17 protein-coding genes are annotated in these 16340 nt (G+C 45.5%); 12 read left to right on the forward strand and 5 right to left on the reverse strand.

Features of this window, described 5'->3' with window-relative positions:
- Positions 1-301: 301 nt before the first annotated feature.
- Positions 302-466 (reverse strand): DUF1328 domain-containing protein, encoded by a 165-nt coding sequence (locus HW560_RS10375; protein ID WP_017692264.1) that lies wholly within the window; start codon positions 464-466, stop codon positions 302-304.
- Positions 467-685: 219 nt separating this feature from the next.
- Between HW560_RS10375 and HW560_RS10380 the strand changes: the two genes are divergently transcribed.
- The 11 genes from HW560_RS10380 to HW560_RS10430 all read left to right on the forward strand — a co-directional run bounded on the left by HW560_RS10380 (position 686) and on the right by HW560_RS10430 (position 12971).
- Positions 686-1198 carry a DUF948 domain-containing protein gene (locus tag HW560_RS10380; RefSeq protein WP_090904716.1) on the forward strand — a complete coding sequence of 171 codons (513 nt, stop codon included), beginning with the start codon at positions 686-688 and terminating at the stop codon, positions 1196-1198.
- Between the two features lie 62 nt (positions 1199-1260).
- On the forward strand, positions 1261-1794 hold the full coding sequence (locus HW560_RS10385) for a hypothetical protein (RefSeq protein WP_111620659.1): 534 nt from the start codon (positions 1261-1263) through the stop codon (positions 1792-1794).
- A gap of 94 nt (positions 1795-1888) precedes the next feature.
- Positions 1889-2233 (forward strand): YflT domain-containing protein, encoded by a 345-nt coding sequence (locus tag HW560_RS10390; RefSeq protein ID WP_064640589.1) that lies wholly within the window; start codon positions 1889-1891, stop codon positions 2231-2233.
- 391 nt (positions 2234-2624) lie between these two features.
- Positions 2625-3794, forward strand: a complete 1170-nt coding sequence (locus HW560_RS10395; RefSeq protein WP_111620660.1) for a PP2C family protein-serine/threonine phosphatase — start codon at positions 2625-2627, stop codon at positions 3792-3794.
- Entirely contained in the window at positions 3791-7510 is a 3720-nt protein-coding gene (locus HW560_RS10400; protein WP_179262995.1) for a response regulator, read from the forward strand. The genes HW560_RS10395 and HW560_RS10400 overlap by 4 nt, the downstream gene beginning before the upstream one ends.
- A 71-nt stretch (positions 7511-7581) precedes the next feature.
- Positions 7582-8454: a CheR family methyltransferase gene (locus tag HW560_RS10405; protein ID WP_177185912.1), complete on the forward strand. Its 873-nt coding sequence runs from the start codon at positions 7582-7584 to the stop codon at positions 8452-8454.
- A gap of 16 nt (positions 8455-8470) precedes the next feature.
- Positions 8471-10147: a response regulator gene (locus tag HW560_RS10410; RefSeq protein WP_090904719.1), complete on the forward strand. Its 1677-nt coding sequence runs from the start codon at positions 8471-8473 to the stop codon at positions 10145-10147.
- Between the two features lie 86 nt (positions 10148-10233).
- The gene (locus HW560_RS10415) at positions 10234-10572 is read left to right on the forward strand and encodes an STAS domain-containing protein (RefSeq protein ID WP_053778980.1); all 339 of its coding nucleotides are present in this window, start codon (positions 10234-10236) and stop codon (positions 10570-10572) included.
- A gap of 18 nt (positions 10573-10590) precedes the next feature.
- Positions 10591-11043, forward strand: a complete 453-nt coding sequence (gene rsbW, locus HW560_RS10420; RefSeq protein ID WP_090904720.1) for an anti-sigma B factor RsbW — start codon at positions 10591-10593, stop codon at positions 11041-11043.
- Entirely contained in the window at positions 11040-11813 is a 774-nt protein-coding gene (locus HW560_RS10425) for a sigma-70 family RNA polymerase sigma factor (RefSeq protein ID WP_024631358.1), read from the forward strand. Before rsbW ends, HW560_RS10425 begins: the two co-directional genes overlap by 4 nt.
- Positions 11814-11945: 132 nt before the next feature.
- A complete protein-coding gene (locus HW560_RS10430; protein ID WP_256222514.1) occupies positions 11946-12971 on the forward strand; it encodes a magnesium transporter CorA family protein in 1026 nt (341 codons plus the stop codon).
- Between the two features lie 25 nt (positions 12972-12996).
- On the opposite strand, the gene HW560_RS10435 is transcribed toward HW560_RS10430, so the two are convergent.
- The 4 genes from HW560_RS10435 to HW560_RS10450 form a co-directional block, all read right to left on the reverse strand.
- Positions 12997-13362, reverse strand: a complete 366-nt coding sequence (locus tag HW560_RS10435) for a DUF5665 domain-containing protein (RefSeq protein ID WP_090904721.1) — start codon at positions 13360-13362, stop codon at positions 12997-12999.
- Between the two features lie 81 nt (positions 13363-13443).
- On the reverse strand, positions 13444-13851 hold the full coding sequence (locus tag HW560_RS10440) for a YtxH domain-containing protein (protein WP_090904722.1): 408 nt from the start codon (positions 13849-13851) through the stop codon (positions 13444-13446).
- Between the two features lie 63 nt (positions 13852-13914).
- Positions 13915-14172, reverse strand: coding sequence for a GlsB/YeaQ/YmgE family stress response membrane protein (locus HW560_RS10445; RefSeq protein ID WP_090904723.1), 258 nt, complete (start codon positions 14170-14172; stop codon positions 13915-13917).
- Between the two features lie 133 nt (positions 14173-14305).
- Positions 14306-15001, reverse strand: coding sequence for a phosphatase PAP2 family protein (locus HW560_RS10450; protein WP_179262997.1), 696 nt, complete (start codon positions 14999-15001; stop codon positions 14306-14308).
- A gap of 179 nt (positions 15002-15180) precedes the next feature.
- On the opposite strand from HW560_RS10450, the gene HW560_RS10455 reads away from it, so the two are divergent.
- Entirely contained in the window at positions 15181-16200 is a 1020-nt protein-coding gene (locus HW560_RS10455) for an asparaginase (RefSeq protein ID WP_179262999.1), read from the forward strand.
- Positions 16201-16340 lie beyond the last annotated feature (140 nt).

Raw genomic sequence — 16340 nt, forward strand, 5'->3', positions numbered from 1 at the left:
TTTTCTTGGATTCTCCAGTGTCAACTGGAGCATATGTGGGTATAAGGAGAGCCTGTAAATATCATACTTCGGTGGGAGAAAACCGGGTTGGCTATGTCATAATGGTCCTGTTTTTATGATGTAATCGGGGTGAAGCGATGGAATAGACCAGAAGGGAGCGTAATACATAATAGAGATAAGCCGCAATTTGCTTGGGGGAAAATTGTTGCCAAAAAGTGATGATGGACGCACAAAAGCCTACCGGCTTTTGCAAGCGCGATAGGCTTTTGTATGTATCGAGTTCATATTTGGGAAGCCCCATTTATCGCATTCGGCTGCGTCCCGTAATCAGGGAGATGACGAACAGTACAACAAAGATGAAGAAGAGTACTTTGGCAATCGAAGCTGCTGCCTCAACAATACCGAAGAATCCAAAAATACCTGCAACAAGAGCAATAATTAGAAATAGTACCGACCATTTCAACATGGGTATCATCCTTTCGTTTATAGAACTTGGTAGCGAGAAGTGTTCGTCTCACTGCCGTGTGTAGTTGTTCTTTAACCGAGGTCTTTCGGGTTGAAACATTGCGATATTTTACCAGGTGGGGTTGTTTTTACAGTTCATATCCTATTTGTTTCGCCTCGGAATGGGTCGGGTAACTAAGCAATAACAAAACCGATTTATACTGGAAAGTGAGGTTCTTTTATGATCTATCAAATTAGTGTGGCTTTAATTGCAATTGCATTTGCAGTACTTGTATTCTTTTTAATTCGTACCTTGAAGTCCGCTCAAGGTTCACTCGACAATGTGTCACAGACACTGCAGGAAGTTCAGAAGACCATTGATGAGCTTAGTTATGAAGTCAAACAGACAGTAAGGCATGCCAATGATATTACAGTGGATGTGCAGCACAAAATGAAACAAATTGATCCCGTTATGGAATCTGTACAGAATCTGGGTGAAGTGCTGAACGAAGTGACGGAAGCAGCGAAACAGGTGTCATCCACATTGATGGCTAAGTTTCAGACGAAACGAAGCAGCACTGAGCAGAGCAAACGTTCAGAAGTAGCAAATGTGGTACAGACGCCGCCTGCTACACCGACAGATCGGACACTGCAATCCTATGATGCTACATATCATGATGATGCTAAAGGCGGCAAAAACTGGCTGAAATATGTGGATGTAGCCGCTAATGTATGGCAACGTATGCGGAAATAACATGACCGTTTATGAATAGAAGTCTTCAGAGCGGTGATGAACCTGATGAAAGGGTGAGAATCATGATGAAACTACTGCTTGTTATGTTTAGCGTAATTTCTCCCTTTTCCGTTCAACCGGCAGCGGTACCTGCTGCTCATGATACGCAATGGACGGTAGTGGAAGAGGAGACACCAGAGATTATTCTGGCTGCTGATCGATCCGGACCTGTCCAGCACTTTCGGACTCTGAATGACATTTCTCTGGATGATAGCATGAATGACATGTTAGCCAATAAAGGCCAGCCGGTTCATAAGGAACTTGATCCATATCTGGGTTGCCCTGAGTATCAATTCAAAGATGTAACGGTTGGGTTCTGTGAAGATACAGGAGTCGTCAATTACGTGCATATTGATGCTTCCGAGAAACGTCTGAAGCTTAATCAGGAATGGATTGATATGAATATTGAAGCCATTCGAGATGTTTTGGGCAAGCCGTATGATGTTGCAGAGGATGGAGAAGTATTTCTGCGGGGAAGTCAGGCGCTGAAGGTATATATGAAGCCAGGCTCCAATCATATTGAAGGAATAGACCTCTTTGATGAATCGGCTTCCTAGGATTGGTTATTCCAGAAGCGTTTCAACCCGATATCGTATGGTTATATACTAAGTAGCTCGATAAAGAAGATCAAATCAGAGGAGAGTGGAAACGATGAATTCAACCAATGCGCAAGCTTATGCAAAAGTGGTAGAAAACGGAGTCCAAGCGGTAGAAGCGGTGAAAGAATTGCAGATTACCGGATACCTTGCTGATCATATCTTCGTTCTAGCCCATGAAAAGGATCGTACAGATCGGATTGCTGATACGGCAGATGCCAAAGAGATTGGCATCAAGGAAGAAGGCGTATTTGATTCCTTGGCGAATCTGTTCCGCTCCCGCGGTGATGAACTTCGGGCCAAAATTGTTTCGATGGGCTTCACCGAAGCTGAGGCAGATTTTTATGAGAGTGAACTCGATAAAGGCAAAGTACTTGTGATTGCCAAAAAGAAAGAATAGCTTTGCCGATACACACACGTAAGCTGGAGCCTTCTAAATAGGGACAAGCTTCAGAAGAGAGTATCTTGCATCAATCAAAAGAGCTTTCTAGTTGATGACGCAAAATGCTTAACCAAAAACATAGATAAGGAATGGGGATATCCCCATTCCTTATCTATGTTTTTGCAAGTTTGGAAGCGGGATCAGAACGCAGCAAAAACAGGGTAGCGAGCGGGTGAATTCTCCTGCGATGGTGCCATTTACTGATAGAAGTTTTCTGATGATACGATTATAGTTATACTAGGAATTATTATGTCTACCGCTGTGTTGTATGCGAAATTTGTATAATTAAGGTTGTTAGCTGACCTGATAAGAATCGACAAACCCGGACGCCACAGATAAGGAGATAGAAATGAGAATACTTATTGTTGACGACAATCCGACGAATGTCATTATCATTCGAGAAATTCTGAAAAAAGAAAACTATCGTGACATTGTAACGGCAAGTTCTGCTATGGAGATGTTTGAGATCCTAGGGATTGGTGAGGAAAACAATGAACTTCGTCCCAAGCCGTCGGATATTGACCTGATTTTGCTAGATATGATGATGCCGGAGATGGATGGAATCGAAGCATGCAGTATTGTGCAGAAATTCGAAAATCTCAAGGATATACCTATTATTATGGTAACCGCGATCGGAGATTCCAAGAAATTGGCCGAGGCGCTCGATGCAGGGGCATCCGATTATGTGACCAAACCGATTAACAAAGTCGAACTGATGGCCAGAATCCGTCTTGCGCTTCGTCTGAAGCAGGAGAAGGACTGGCATAAAGAGCGTGATCAGCGGATTCAGGATGAGCTGAAGCTTGCGGCGATGGTACAGAATGCTGTGTTAAGTCCCGCTATTGAAGACCCGTTGTTTCACGTTAATGCCATTTATAAGCCTTCCTTTGAGCTGGCGGGTGATCTGTATTCATGGTACCCGCTTGGCGAAGGCAGATATGGGGTACTACTGCTGGATATGATGGGGCATGGGATATCTTCATCCCTATTTACCATGTTTATTGCTTCCGTGTTGAAAGACACGGTTACAACGTATGTGGACCCGGAAAAGGTTATTCAGGAGCTGAATCGTCGCTTTAATCAGTTGCATCTGGAAAAACAGCTGGTACAGTACTATTTTACAGCGATATATCTGGTCGTAGATACACGCATGAAGCGGATTGATTATGTTAACGCAGGCCATCCGCCAGCACTCTTTTTCCGTCACGACGGAAGTGTGACAACGTTTGACAGCGTCTGCTGTCCTGTAGGACTGTTCGACAAAATGGATATTGAACCACAGACGATTCACTATGAGGGTGATGGTCACATTGCACTTTATACAGATGGGCTGACTGAAGCTGTTCAAGGTGATCAGGAAATGCAGCAGGCATTTCTGAAGGAACATCTGGCGGGTTCCCACCAGTGGGATGAAGCGGCCATGCAGGCGTTGTTCTTCGATGATGAAATTCTGCAGGAGCGGGATGATGATAAATGTTTGGTGTGGATTACCTTAAATAAAGGGGTCGAAGCTGAATGAAAATCAGAAATAAACTGCTGATTGGCTTTACCGCTCTGATGGCTATCATGATCGTGCTTACGTTTGTGAGTTACGAACGGCTGAACAGCAGCAATAAACAGCTCGATCAGATGTATCAGGAGCGATACCTTAAAGTCAGATATACTTCTGCTGCACGTGGAGAGGTTAATGATATAGCCAAAGTGCTGGCTAACTTGTTGCTGAATCCCAACAATTCAATTAGTGCCGCAGACAGTGATTTGAAGGCCATGCAGGAAAAGGGCAAAGGCTACCTTGAGGAAGTGCGGGACCGGGCAGACAGTGCACCAGAGCACCAACTGGTAGATCGTGTGAATACGGCCTGGGAAGCTTACAATGCTTATGCCGCGAGACAGGTCAGCTTAATGTCCCAGAATCGGGTGGAAGATGCCAATAACTACCGGAATTCAACCGGCTTGGCGGTGCAGAAGGAAGCTGTAGATAGCTTGAATGCCTTGTCCCGTTTTCAGGACCAGGAGATAGATACCGAGATTAAAGATGCGAATGCAGCCTATATGCGCGCGGTTCAGATTACCGTAGCCATCATGATTGCCGGATTGTTACTTGCATTGGGTGTCATTATGTGGGTGCTGCCAAGTATTACACGGGGGCTGAATACCGTGTCCATGATGATCACCAGCTTTGGAAAAGGCCGTTATCGGACCATTCGCCGCATACAGGTGAAGTCTACCGACGAAATTGGTCAGATTGCCAGTGTGTTCAAGGATGTCTCCAATGATTTGGAAGAAAAACTGGAAGTTGAGAAAGCTTATCTACAAGCGCAGCAGGATCAGAACTGGATGAGTTCCAACATAGCCAGAGTTCCGGAATTATTGCGGGGTATAGGATCGATTCGCCAGATCTCACAGATGTTTATCAGTGAATTCACACCTGTGCTTGGAGCTCAACTGGGTGTCGTATACCTGATCGATGAAGAGAAACATCCGGACGAATTGAGACGGTATGGTGCCTACGCGTTTGAAGAGAATAAAGATGTTGGCAAAGAGGTTTACCGTATTGGCGAGGGATTGATTGGTCAAGCCGCATTGGATATGGCGCCAATTATTCTGGATAAAACGCCAGAGGATTATGTGGACATCGGATCAGCAACGGGATCATCGCGTGCTTCTGGTGTGATGATCTATCCTGTCGTATTTGAGGATGAACTGATTGGTGTTGTCGAACTGGCTTCATTTGAAGGGTTCACCAATTTGCATACACAGTTGTTCTCACAGCTGATTATGAATCTGGGCGTCATTCTCAACAACGTTCGTCGTCGTTTGCGAGTGGAAGAACTGCTGCGTGAATCCCAGGCGCTCACAGAGGAATTGCAGGTGCAGTCTGAAGAGCTTCAGACACAGCAAGAGGAATTGCGCCGTTCTAATGAAAATCTGGAAGAACAGACGGGAGCTCTCAAACGTTCTGAAGAGCTGTTACAGCGTCAACAGGAAGAATTAGAGCACTTTAATACCGAACTGATTGCCAAGACTCGCGCACTGGAAGAACAGGTTCGTGAAGTGGAAGAGAAGAACGACGAGATTGAGAAAACCAAAACCCAGTTGGAACAGCAAGCGATGCAATTGTCGATGACAAGCAAGTACAAGTCGGAATTTTTGGCAAACATGTCGCATGAACTGCGTACACCCCTTAACAGTCTTCTGATCCTGTCCCAATTGTTATCGGAGAACAAGGATGGAAACCTGAGTGTTAAACAGCAGGAGTATGCTCAGACGATCTATATGTCCGGTGCGGACTTGCTGAAAATGATTGATGAAATTTTGGATCTGTCCAAAGTGGATGCAGGCAAAATGGATATCAATTATGAAACGATGCGGATGGAAGAACTGACCAGCTTTGTTCAACAGAATTTTGGCCCGATGGCGAATAAAAAAGAACTCAGCCTGAACATTGAGTTCGACAATAATTTGCCGGAATGGGTATATACCGACAGCCATCGCGTTAAACAGATTTTGCGGAATCTGTTGTCGAACGCGTTCAAGTTTACCAACCGGGGATCTGTAAGCCTGATTGGACGGAAGATGAAGAAAGAAGATCTTCCTGGGTATCTGAATACGAACCAGGAATATGTAGGCTTCACCGTGAAGGATACCGGGATTGGAATTCCTTCCGACAAGACGGATCTGATCTTTGAAGCATTCCAGCAGGTGGACGGTACAACCAGCCGTAAATATGGTGGAACGGGTCTGGGTTTGTCCATAAGTCGCGAACTTGCCCGTCTGCTTGGGGGAGCTATTCAGGTAGAGTCTTCCGAAGGTGTGGGCAGCAGCTTTACCTTGTTCCTGCCGGATAATCACGAAGAGGAAGTTCAGGTGGACGACGCGGCAAGAGAAGCTGCTGCTTCTTCTGAGATTGATAAGTCAGTAAGAGACTCACGGACGATGCGTTCGGGCAGACAGACCGTACTGACACCTGACCCGGAAAGCATTTCAATTATGGAGCTGCCTCCATCCGACTCACCTGTACCTGTAATATTGGAGGATGATCAGGAAAACCTCTTGGAAGGTGACAAAATTATACTCATCATTGAGGACGATGTGAATTTTGCGCACATTTTAATGGATATGGCGAGAGGCAGAGGATTTAAGGCTATTGTGGCGCTTCAGGGAGACAAAGGACTCGAAATGGCCCGTCAATATTTGCCGGATGCGATCATCCTCGATATTCAGTTGCCTGTGATGGATGGCTGGACGATTCTGGGTGAGCTGAAAAGCAGCTCGGCGACACGTCATATCCCGGTACATGTTATTTCGGTAATTGATGATATGAAGCAAGGGTTGATGATGGGTGCCATTGCTTATTTGAAAAAACCTTCCAGTAAAGATTCGCTGGATAAAGCTTTCTCGCATATCGAATCCTATACAGAAAATCAACTGAAACGTCTATTGATTGTGGAAGATGATGAAATACAGCGGAAAGCCATCATTGAACTGATCGGCCACGATGATGTCGCTATTACAGCAGTGTCCACTGGCAGTGAAGCCTTGAATGAATTGCACAGCCAACGCTATGACTGCATGGTTCTGGACTTGATGCTGACAGATATGACCGGATTCGAGCTGCTTGACCAGATTCGGGACGATCAGTATCTGAATGATCTGCCAATCATTATTTATACAGGTAAAGAGCTGGACAGCAAAGAAGAGATGAAGCTTCGCAAATACGCAGAGTCCATTATCATCAAGGACGTGAAATCACCTGAACGTCTGCTCGATGAGACGACCTTGTTCTTGCACCGGGTAGAAGCTAACCTGCCGGAAGACAAACGTCGAATTCTGCAGAAGCTGCATAACAAGGAAACCTTGTTTGAAGGAAAGAAAATATTGTTAGTGGATGACGACATCCGTAATGTATTTGCCCTTTCAAGCGTGCTTGAAGGTTATCGCATGGATGTCACATTTGCGGAGAACGGTCGTGAAGCTTTGGAGATTCTGGATAAAAACCCGGAAATCGATCTGGTATTAATGGACATGATGATGCCGGAAATGGACGGTTATGAGGCGATGACACGGATCAGACAGATACCGAAATTCGAAAAACTGCCAATTATCGCCTTAACCGCAAAAGCGATGAAAGAGGATCGAGGCAAGTGTATTGAGGCTGGAGCATCCGATTATGTAAAAAAACCGATCCAAACGGATCAATTGTTATCCCTGATGCGGGTATGGCTGTATTCGTAACCCGATAGTTTGGGTAATGAAGGACAATACATCTATTACGCAAGTAACAAATGAAGAAGTGGAGAGAAAATATGACACCGTGGGAACCTACCGAGGCGGAGGCAGAATCGATCCGCATGCCGCAAGATGAAGAGCGTGAACTGATCGAGATCGAGTTGCTATTGGAAGGTATGCACCGTTTATATGGATATGATTTCAGGAACTACGCATTACCGTCGTTAAGACGCAGAATCTGGCATTACGTACATGCCGAAGGATTGAAGACCATTTCTGGTTTACAGGAAAGGGTGCTGCATGACCGTTCTGTATTTGATCGTTTTGTACAGAATTTGTCCATCCCTGTAACGGAAATGTTTCGTGATCCATCTTTGTTTCGATTCTTCAGGGAACAGATTATTCCTATACTGAGGACTTATCCATACATCCGGATATGGCATGCTGGCTGTTCTACAGGGGAAGAAGTCTATTCCATGGCGATTATGCTGCATGAGGAAGGACTGTACGACAAGGCAAGAATATACGCAACCGATATGAACGATCGCTCATTGCAGCAGGCCAAGGAAGGCGTATATGGCATTGAGAAAATGAAATTATATACTACAAATTATCTGGAAGCCGGGGGCACCCGTGCATTCTCGGAGTATTACACCGCGAAATATAATTCCGTTATATTTCATCCTTATCTACGGAAAAATATTATTTTTGCCGAACATAATTTGGCAACAGACCGGTCATTTAACGAGTTTAATGTAATCTTCTGCCGCAATGTCATGATTTATTTCAATGATGAATTGCGAAACCATGTGCACGGACTTTTTCATGAAAGTTTGAGCCACTTCGGCATCCTAGTTCTGGGGTCTAAAGAATCGATACATTTTACGGAATTCAGCGATGCCTACGAGCCGTTAGACCGGACGGAAAAAATATACCGGAAGATTAAATAGGGGGTTAGGCTTAGTCATGGGGCTCAATGAACCAATCCACATATTATTGGTAGATGACCGCCCCGAGAACCTGCTCGCTCTCGAAGCGGTTCTGGAATCGGAACAGTACAAGCTCGTCAAGGCAACCTCCGGGGAAGAGGCACTTCGCTGTTTGCTGAAAGACGAATTTGCGGTCATTGTGCTGGATGTGCAGATGCCTGGGATGGACGGAATTGAGACAGCAAAGTTAATTAAGGCGCGTGACAAGTCCAAGGACGTGCCGATTATTTTCATCTCTGCAAATAGCAGAGAGGCAGAGCATTTATTTGCAGGTTATTCCGCAGGGGCCATTGATTATATGGTCAAGCCATTTATCCCTCAGATTTTGAAATCCAAAATCGAGGGCTTTGTAGAAATGTTTATCACGAATAAACGTTTGAAAACACAGACGATGCTGCTGCATCAAAAGACGCAGGAACTGGAGAAAATGAATCAGCAGCTCATTCAGGCCAAAGAGGAAGCGGAAATCGCGGCAAACGCGAAGACCGAGTTCCTTGCCATGATGAGTCATGAGATTCGCACGCCGATGAATGGTGTTATCGGTATGGTTGATCTGTTGATGGAAACGGATCTGAAGGAAGATCAGAAGGAATACGCGGACATTGTTCGTCGCAGTGCCGATGCACTCGTTACGGTGATTAACGATATTCTTGATTTCACCAAGATGGAATCCGGCAAAATGGAGCTTGAAGAGCATCCGTTCGAACTTGTTTCCTGTATTCGTGAAGTGCTGAGACTGTTCACGGTAGAAGCTGGCAAAAAGAATATTGAGCTGGAATATTTCCTGGAAGATTCGGTACCCGAGCTGATCTATGGAGATATGGCTAGGCTGCGCCAGGTCTTGTTGAATCTGATTGCCAATGCGATCAAGTTCACGGACCATGGCGGCGTGTATCTGATCGTATCCGTTAATGAGGAAAAAGACGGGCGAATGACGCTGGAGTTTGCTGTAAAAGATACAGGAATAGGTATAGCACCAGATAAAGTAAACCGTCTGTTTCAGCCGTTTTCCCAACTGGATACATCCATGACGCGCAAGTATGGTGGAACCGGTCTGGGGCTCGCTATATGCAAAACGCTCGTCGAAATGATGGGTGGTCAGATATATCTGGATACATCGGAACTGCGTGGTGCAACGTTTGTATTTACCATTCAGGCGCAGCGGTATGTCGAGAAGGAGCTGACGACAGGTATGGGGGAAGATCAGCTTACGGACATTAAAAAAAATGATGAAATGCATCCAAGCGTATTAATTGTCGATGATCACCCTATTAATCAGAAGCTGATGTCCATTATGCTGGGCAAGCTTGGACTCATCGCAGATATCGCTGAAGATGGCAAGAAAGCGCTGGAGATGGTTCTGGCGAACCGCAATTATGACTATATATTTATGGACTTACAAATGCCCGTGATGGATGGATTGGAGTGTACTCGCAGAATTCGTGAGAGCCTTCCTCAAGACCAGCAGCCGGTTATTGTAGCAATGACCGCCAATGTCATGGATGGTATTCAACAGCGCTGTTCCACTGTAGGTATGGACGATTACATCAGCAAACCTGTGAAAATGGGCAATGTGAAACAGAAGTTGTCCCGATTTCAGGAAGAAAGGCAATTGTTCAAATCCAATAGATCGGCCATAAATCAGGCTAATTGAAATATTTGCTAATTCGATTACTGTTTCATATGGGCTGTAGATGGGTTATTAGGTAAAGAAACCATTGATCAGGAGAGAGATGTCTAATGAATACAAATAAAAATGAAAAATTCAATGCAAGAACAGAAACACATGACGGCGTATGCACGGTGTATCTGACTGGCGAACTGGATTTGTCGGTTGCTCCTGAATTCCGTTTGGTAATGGAGCCCTTAGTGGACAACAAGGAACAAGATTTGATCATTAACATGCAAGATTTGAAGTACATTGATAGTACAGGAATTGGTATCCTGTTATCTGTTCTGAAAGCACGGCATGGAATGGAAGCTCGCTTTGAAGTACAGGAAGTTCCTGCGCAAATTCAGAAACTTTTTGATATGACGGGTATTGCCAAATTCTTTGTCTCACAGAAGAATTCCCAATAGGAAAGGATCGAAAAAGGAATGAATGCAGAAGTTCAAAGAGTCACCCTTAATTTACCGGCGACAGCTGATTACGTTGATATTGTAAGGCTCAATTTATATGGTGTTGCGTCCAAAATGGGATTTTCTTATGAGGACATTGAGGATATGAAGGTTGCTGTATCCGAGGCTTGTAACAACTCTGTACTGTATGCTTACTCACACGAAGGCGGCATGGTTGAGGTTGTGTTCGAAGTGGATAGTGACACGCTGGCTATCACCGTCAAAGATGAAGGAGCCAGCTTCGAGAACATTAACCCGGCGGTATCCCGTTCAGGCCTTCACGACAAAGAGCTGACAGATGCCCAAATCGGTGGACTTGGATTTTACCTGATGCAAGCTCTGATGGACGATGTCAGTGTGGAAAGTGAGACGGGCAAAGGTACGAAAGTAGTACTCGTAAAACGTCTTGCAAGAAGTGAGGAGAAAGTATGAATGAAAAAGTGACTCCCCCAGAGTCCATGTCTGAAGCTATAGGTTTGATCTGGGAATACCAGCAAACCCAGGATAACGAAATTGCAACAGTTCTTATCCGCAAATATGAACCGATGGTGAAGATGGCAGCAGGTAAAATTGCGCGGAATCGACCCGATCTGTATGAGGATTTGTATCAGACCGGGCAGATGGCTCTGATTCGTTTGCTGAAGCAATACGATATCAATCTCGGTATTCCGTTTGAACCTTATGCCATGAAGAGTATGATCGGTCATATGAAAAATTATTTGAGGGACAAGTCCTGGTATATTCAGGTGCCCCGCAGAATTAAGGAAAAGGGAGCACTTGTCCAGCATGCCATTGATGAATTGACAGTGAAGCTGGAGCGTTCACCAGGTGTGAACGAGATTGCTGAATACCTTGATTTAACCCCTGAGGAAACCATCGAAGTCTTGGCTGGTCGGGAATGTTACCACTATGTGTCACTGGATTCTCCGCTATCACAGGATGAGAGTGCAGCTACTTTGGGTGAACTGATCAGTTCTGATGTGAATGACTTCGATTCGGTTGAGAAGCGGATGGACTTGCAGCAGGCATTGGGACAGTTGAAGGAACAGGAACAAAAGGTGCTTATTTTGGCATTTCAGGATGGTCAGTCGCAGCGGGCAATTGCTCAGAAACTGGGAGTATCCCAAATGAGTGTATCCCGTATCCAGAAGCGAGCCACTGAGAAATTAAAACAGATTATGTCGAACGCTTCATTATTATGAGATGCAGATCAGTGATGATATTGAGCACGGCATAAAGAAGGACACGTGATTCCAATGGAATGCATACGTGTCCTTTTTTGGGATCAATGATTTCTTAAATGAACAGTATGAATGCAGGAGTGGATGTTTGTGATGGTGGATCAAGTCAAGCTGGAAGCGCGTCGGGACAAGGCTACCTACTCAGACCATTGGGAATGGTGGGATTGGGTGGCACCGGATCAGGAGAGCATGGCTGACGCCCTGGAGGAACTAACGAACGCATTTCCAGAGATGCAGTACTGGCTTCGCAAAATACCGGAGGTAGAGTCCAACTACCTGTCCGTCCGCTTCATGAACGGCACGGAGCCCGTGATATTCGGGTCATTATTATATGCAGTTAAGAATGAAAGAAACGATCAACGTAAAGATAATCAGATGTTTTTCTATGTGGATCAAGAAAGACTGGTTACCTTGAACGTAGATGACAATACCAGAGGCATTATGAACACAGGTGAACGTGCCGCCATGTTACAACAGTGCAGTGAAGCCCGGGACGGCATGTTTGTGCTCTTTCGTGCGATATTGCATTATTACCATGTGGGTATGGATCATTTTGAAATGAATCTGAGGGAATTGGAGCGGACGATGGAATCCCGCAATGCTCGCACGTTGATGGATCAGATACTTGCGGCCAGATTTGAGCTCCTGTATTGGAGCAACCTGTTCATTCCGTATTCTGAGCTGATGGCCGCCGCCAGGGAAGCCTACCTGGATGAATTGAAAGAGAATCGTTTTTTTCAGCAGCTTCAGCACCGGATCGAACGGATGGAACGTTTGTTCAAACATTATGAAACAGAGATTGATACACTGATCTCCATTGATAATGCCATTTCAGGAGTGCGGGGCAATGAGATTATGAAGACGCTGACCCTTGTGACCTCGGTATTCACGCCCGCAACGGCTGCAGGAGCCATATGGGGAATGAACTTCGAGAATTTACCTTGGATCGACAAAACATGGGGTGTGGTACTCGTCCTTGCACTCATAATCATTAGCATGATCGGCATGTATGTATGGATGATGATGAAGGGCTGGACAGGGGATTTGCTTAAAGTGAAGGCCTCTCAGCCGTCGGCCAAAGAAACAGAGAAGCGTGCCAATGGCAAACGAAGGCGATGACTTTGCAAGCCTCACCCTGTACCTTTTATTTTTTATAATCTTCAATGTATCCCAGTAAGTCAGCGATATATTGTCCCACAATCGGCATGTTCACGAATTGACTGAGAATAAAAGCGAGCAGACCAAGAACGACGAAGGTCCCTACCGTCAAACCCAAACCACGTGCCATACCAGCGGTAAAGTTGGTAATGATGCGTTTTTTGGGACTGCTGTAGTTTTCGATAATATCCTTGATTTGAGATTTTTCCAGACTGTCTGCAATCTGATCCAGCCGTGTGTTCAGACGTTTGACCTCATGACGCAATTCAAAAGGGTGTTCGCTGGTATCATACTGTTGTGCGGGTTTTGCTCCGGTAATAGGCGTATTGCCATTCATTGTGACTTTACTCATGTTCTTCCTCCTTTAATCTCGCAGTGGATAAAAAATAGCCAGCTGGAATACAGCTGGCTATTGGTTACTCGATCCAAAGCCTTACAGGCTGGTCGAGTTTATTTCTTTACGTACATCTTCCTTGGCTTCTACGGAAGCAGTTGCCACTTCTTCCGATGCTTTGGATGCTTCATTCGCCACATCAGCGGAAGCTTTTCTTACGGAGTCCATAACGTCATTACGTCCTTGGTTTACCGTTTTTGCAATATCAGAAGTTTTGGAAGAGACCGTTTTAGCCAGTTCGGAAGCTTTATCACCAACAACCGCTGCAACTTCTTTTGTGCGATCTGTTACGATCCCCACTTTCTCGGAAAGGTCACCACGCAATTCGCGTCCTGGTTTAGGGGCAAAGAGTAGTGCTGCAGCTGCTCCCAGCAAACCTCCGATGAAAATTCCTTTGGCGAAAGTGGAACCGCTTTGTACAGGATATTGTTCTTCTGCTTTATTCATGTCAAATCACTCCTTCTTTAATTTAAGAAACGGATACGAAACAACGAACACCTTGTTAACCGATCAGGCAGCCTGTCTGAATAGTCTGGACACAAGCCCTAGCAAAAAGACAAAGACTGCTGTACCAATGATGGCAGGAATTACGGCAAAGTTACCGATGACTGGTCCCCAGTTACCAAGCAAGAGTGCTCCCAGCCAGGCTCCGGCAAATCCGGCAACCATTGCACCGATAATTCCTCCAGGCATGTTATGACCGGCAAGTGCATCACCGATTACACCGATAATGATGGCCATCACAATGCTGATAATAATACCCCACATAACAACCGCCTCCTTGTGCTTGATGTAGGATGGTGTCTGTTCGCGTTTGCTTACTTCGTATATAAACGCCGTGCTTCAAGGTGAAACAATCAATGTAGGGAGAGATGTACTGGAAATTGTAGGATAATATAATTCAGACGGAACGTTGAATCCCTTTTATCATGCAGAAGATCCAAGTCAGTCCAGCAGCAAATCCGGCGAAAACATCGGTTGGAAAATGTACACCCAGCATGATACGGCTAAGGCCGACCAGGAATATAAATATGATTCCGCAAAGGACAGGCAGAGCAACGGCAGACTCACGTTGATGTCGTTCAATCGCCCAGATGACAAAGAGCATGCCATAAAACCCCATTGAGATCATCGCATGACCACTTGGAAAACTATATCCATGAACAACGAGCAGATGTTCCAGCTCAGGTCTGCTGCGCCTGAATATTTCCTTCAATAAGGTGTTGAGAATCCACATCATGGCAAAACTGCTGAGTAACGCATATCCATATATGAGGAAACGGGGACGGCGCTGCCACAAGAATAGAATGGAAAAACCGATGGCTGCGATGGCAGAAAGTCTGAAAGAACCGAGCGCAGTAATGAATGAGATGAAAGGCAGCAGATGAAGACGTGAATCCGAGTTCAGATAAAATAACTGCTGGATACGGTCATCCAATGAAAGGACAGCATCGGTACCCAGCAGTGCTCCCAGAGCCGCCAGCAAGAAGACGACCGAAACGCTGGCTATAATTCCGACACCAGCCCAACTGAACAGTGGACGTACCGAAGTTTTGCGAGCTAACCCGGAAGTGGGGTAATGCGTTTTGCGCAACATAAATGAATATCTCCTTCAGTGATGGTAGTGGGTAGATAAAGATCGATAAAGGATTACCCGAAATGTCTGTCGAAAAAACTGTAAAAACGTCGCTTTTGTACTATACTATTTAAGATATCCCATGCGGCGTCGTGACGCAAAGCAGAGATGAATTCGGGAGTATAAAGGAGAGAACTCGCATGGAGAGTGCCCTGTTAATTAAAGAATACCGTGCGGGCGTCATGGAATGCGCCCATTACGGACACATAAGCATTACGGATGAGAACGGAAATGTTGTATATTCAGCCGGAGACCCTCATTTTAGAGCGTTTACCCGTTCATCCGCCAAGCCTTTTCAGGCCATTCCGGGGATTCGTGCTGGTATTGCCGGGCATTATGGTCTGACAGCCCAGGAGATTGCGATTATGTCTTCCTCGCACCGATCTGAACCGATGCATATTCAGGTGCTGGAACAGATCGAAAGCAAAATAGGATTGGGTGAAGGGTGCTTGATTTGCGCACCGAGTTACCCCCTCAATGAAGAAAGCCGAAATGAATGGCTGCGATCTCAAGGAGAGAAGCGTCGTATCCTCCACAACTGCTCTGGTAAACATCTGGGCGTTCTCGCATACACTCAGATGAAACAGGCCGATTTGGGAAGTTATGCAGAGCCAGAACATCCGGTACAGCGCGAAATTCTGGAGACCATGGCCTATATGGCAGGGATTGAGCAGCAAGAGATTAAACTTGGGACGGATGGCTGCGGCTTTCCGGTATTTTCGTTGCCATTGTCGGCATTGTCCAACGCATATCTGAAGCTGGCTTGCCCGGATCTGATCGAGGACCCGTCTACACGCTCCGCGGTAGAGACCATCACTGGAGCCATGAACGAATATCCGTTAATGGTAGGAGGAACGAAGCGTGTGGATTCCGTGCTGCTAGAAGATAGCAACATTGTAGCTAAGGGGGGCTTCAAGGGTGTGTTTGGTTTTGCCCTGAAAAAGGAACGCCTCGGAATTACGTTCAAAGTGCTTGACGGTTCAGAAGAAGAATGGGCCAATATTGCCCAATCCATTCTGGAGCAGATTGGCTATAGCAATCGGAAAACCATTGAACGACTGGCAGAAGTATATCCACCTGACATTCGGAACGACGCTGGTAAAATCGTAGGGCGGGCAGAGATTGAATTCAAGCTTCACTCACCTGAAGAAAGCGTATAACCATAAGCAAGGGGCGTGATTAGAATTCCCGGACCACGGGTAAAGATGACATACCAACTGGTATTGATCTATAGAATTCTAAATATACACGCAAGAACTGCTGCGATAATGCGGCAGCTCTAAACTCTTGGAGGTGGATG

This window comes from Paenibacillus sp. E222, from assembly GCF_013401555.1.
Taxonomy (GTDB): domain Bacteria; phylum Bacillota; class Bacilli; order Paenibacillales; family Paenibacillaceae; genus Paenibacillus.

Bases quoted from the DNA above. Each gene is read 5' to 3' on its own strand.
- HW560_RS10375 (WP_017692264.1), bottom strand. From the start codon at position 466: ATGTTGAAATGGTCGGTACTATTTCTAATTATTGCTCTTGTTGCAGGT.
- HW560_RS10380 (WP_090904716.1), top strand. From the start codon at position 686: ATGATCTATCAAATTAGTGTGGCTTTAATTGCAATTGCATTTGCAGTA.
- HW560_RS10385 (WP_111620659.1), top strand. From the start codon at position 1,261: ATGATGAAACTACTGCTTGTTATGTTTAGCGTAATTTCTCCCTTTTCC.
- HW560_RS10390 (WP_064640589.1), top strand. From the start codon at position 1,889: ATGAATTCAACCAATGCGCAAGCTTATGCAAAAGTGGTAGAAAACGGA.
- HW560_RS10395 (WP_111620660.1), top strand. From the start codon at position 2,625: ATGAGAATACTTATTGTTGACGACAATCCGACGAATGTCATTATCATT.
- HW560_RS10400 (WP_179262995.1), top strand. From the start codon at position 3,791: ATGAAAATCAGAAATAAACTGCTGATTGGCTTTACCGCTCTGATGGCT.
- HW560_RS10405 (WP_177185912.1), top strand. From the start codon at position 7,582: ATGACACCGTGGGAACCTACCGAGGCGGAGGCAGAATCGATCCGCATG.
- HW560_RS10410 (WP_090904719.1), top strand. From the start codon at position 8,471: ATGGGGCTCAATGAACCAATCCACATATTATTGGTAGATGACCGCCCC.
- HW560_RS10415 (WP_053778980.1), top strand. From the start codon at position 10,234: ATGAATACAAATAAAAATGAAAAATTCAATGCAAGAACAGAAACACAT.
- rsbW (WP_090904720.1), top strand. From the start codon at position 10,591: ATGAATGCAGAAGTTCAAAGAGTCACCCTTAATTTACCGGCGACAGCT.
- HW560_RS10425 (WP_024631358.1), top strand. From the start codon at position 11,040: ATGAATGAAAAAGTGACTCCCCCAGAGTCCATGTCTGAAGCTATAGGT.
- HW560_RS10430 (WP_256222514.1), top strand. From the start codon at position 11,946: ATGGTGGATCAAGTCAAGCTGGAAGCGCGTCGGGACAAGGCTACCTAC.
- HW560_RS10435 (WP_090904721.1), bottom strand. From the start codon at position 13,362: ATGAGTAAAGTCACAATGAATGGCAATACGCCTATTACCGGAGCAAAA.
- HW560_RS10440 (WP_090904722.1), bottom strand. From the start codon at position 13,851: ATGAATAAAGCAGAAGAACAATATCCTGTACAAAGCGGTTCCACTTTC.
- HW560_RS10445 (WP_090904723.1), bottom strand. From the start codon at position 14,172: ATGTGGGGTATTATTATCAGCATTGTGATGGCCATCATTATCGGTGTA.
- HW560_RS10450 (WP_179262997.1), bottom strand. From the start codon at position 15,001: ATGTTGCGCAAAACGCATTACCCCACTTCCGGGTTAGCTCGCAAAACT.
- HW560_RS10455 (WP_179262999.1), top strand. From the start codon at position 15,181: ATGGAGAGTGCCCTGTTAATTAAAGAATACCGTGCGGGCGTCATGGAA.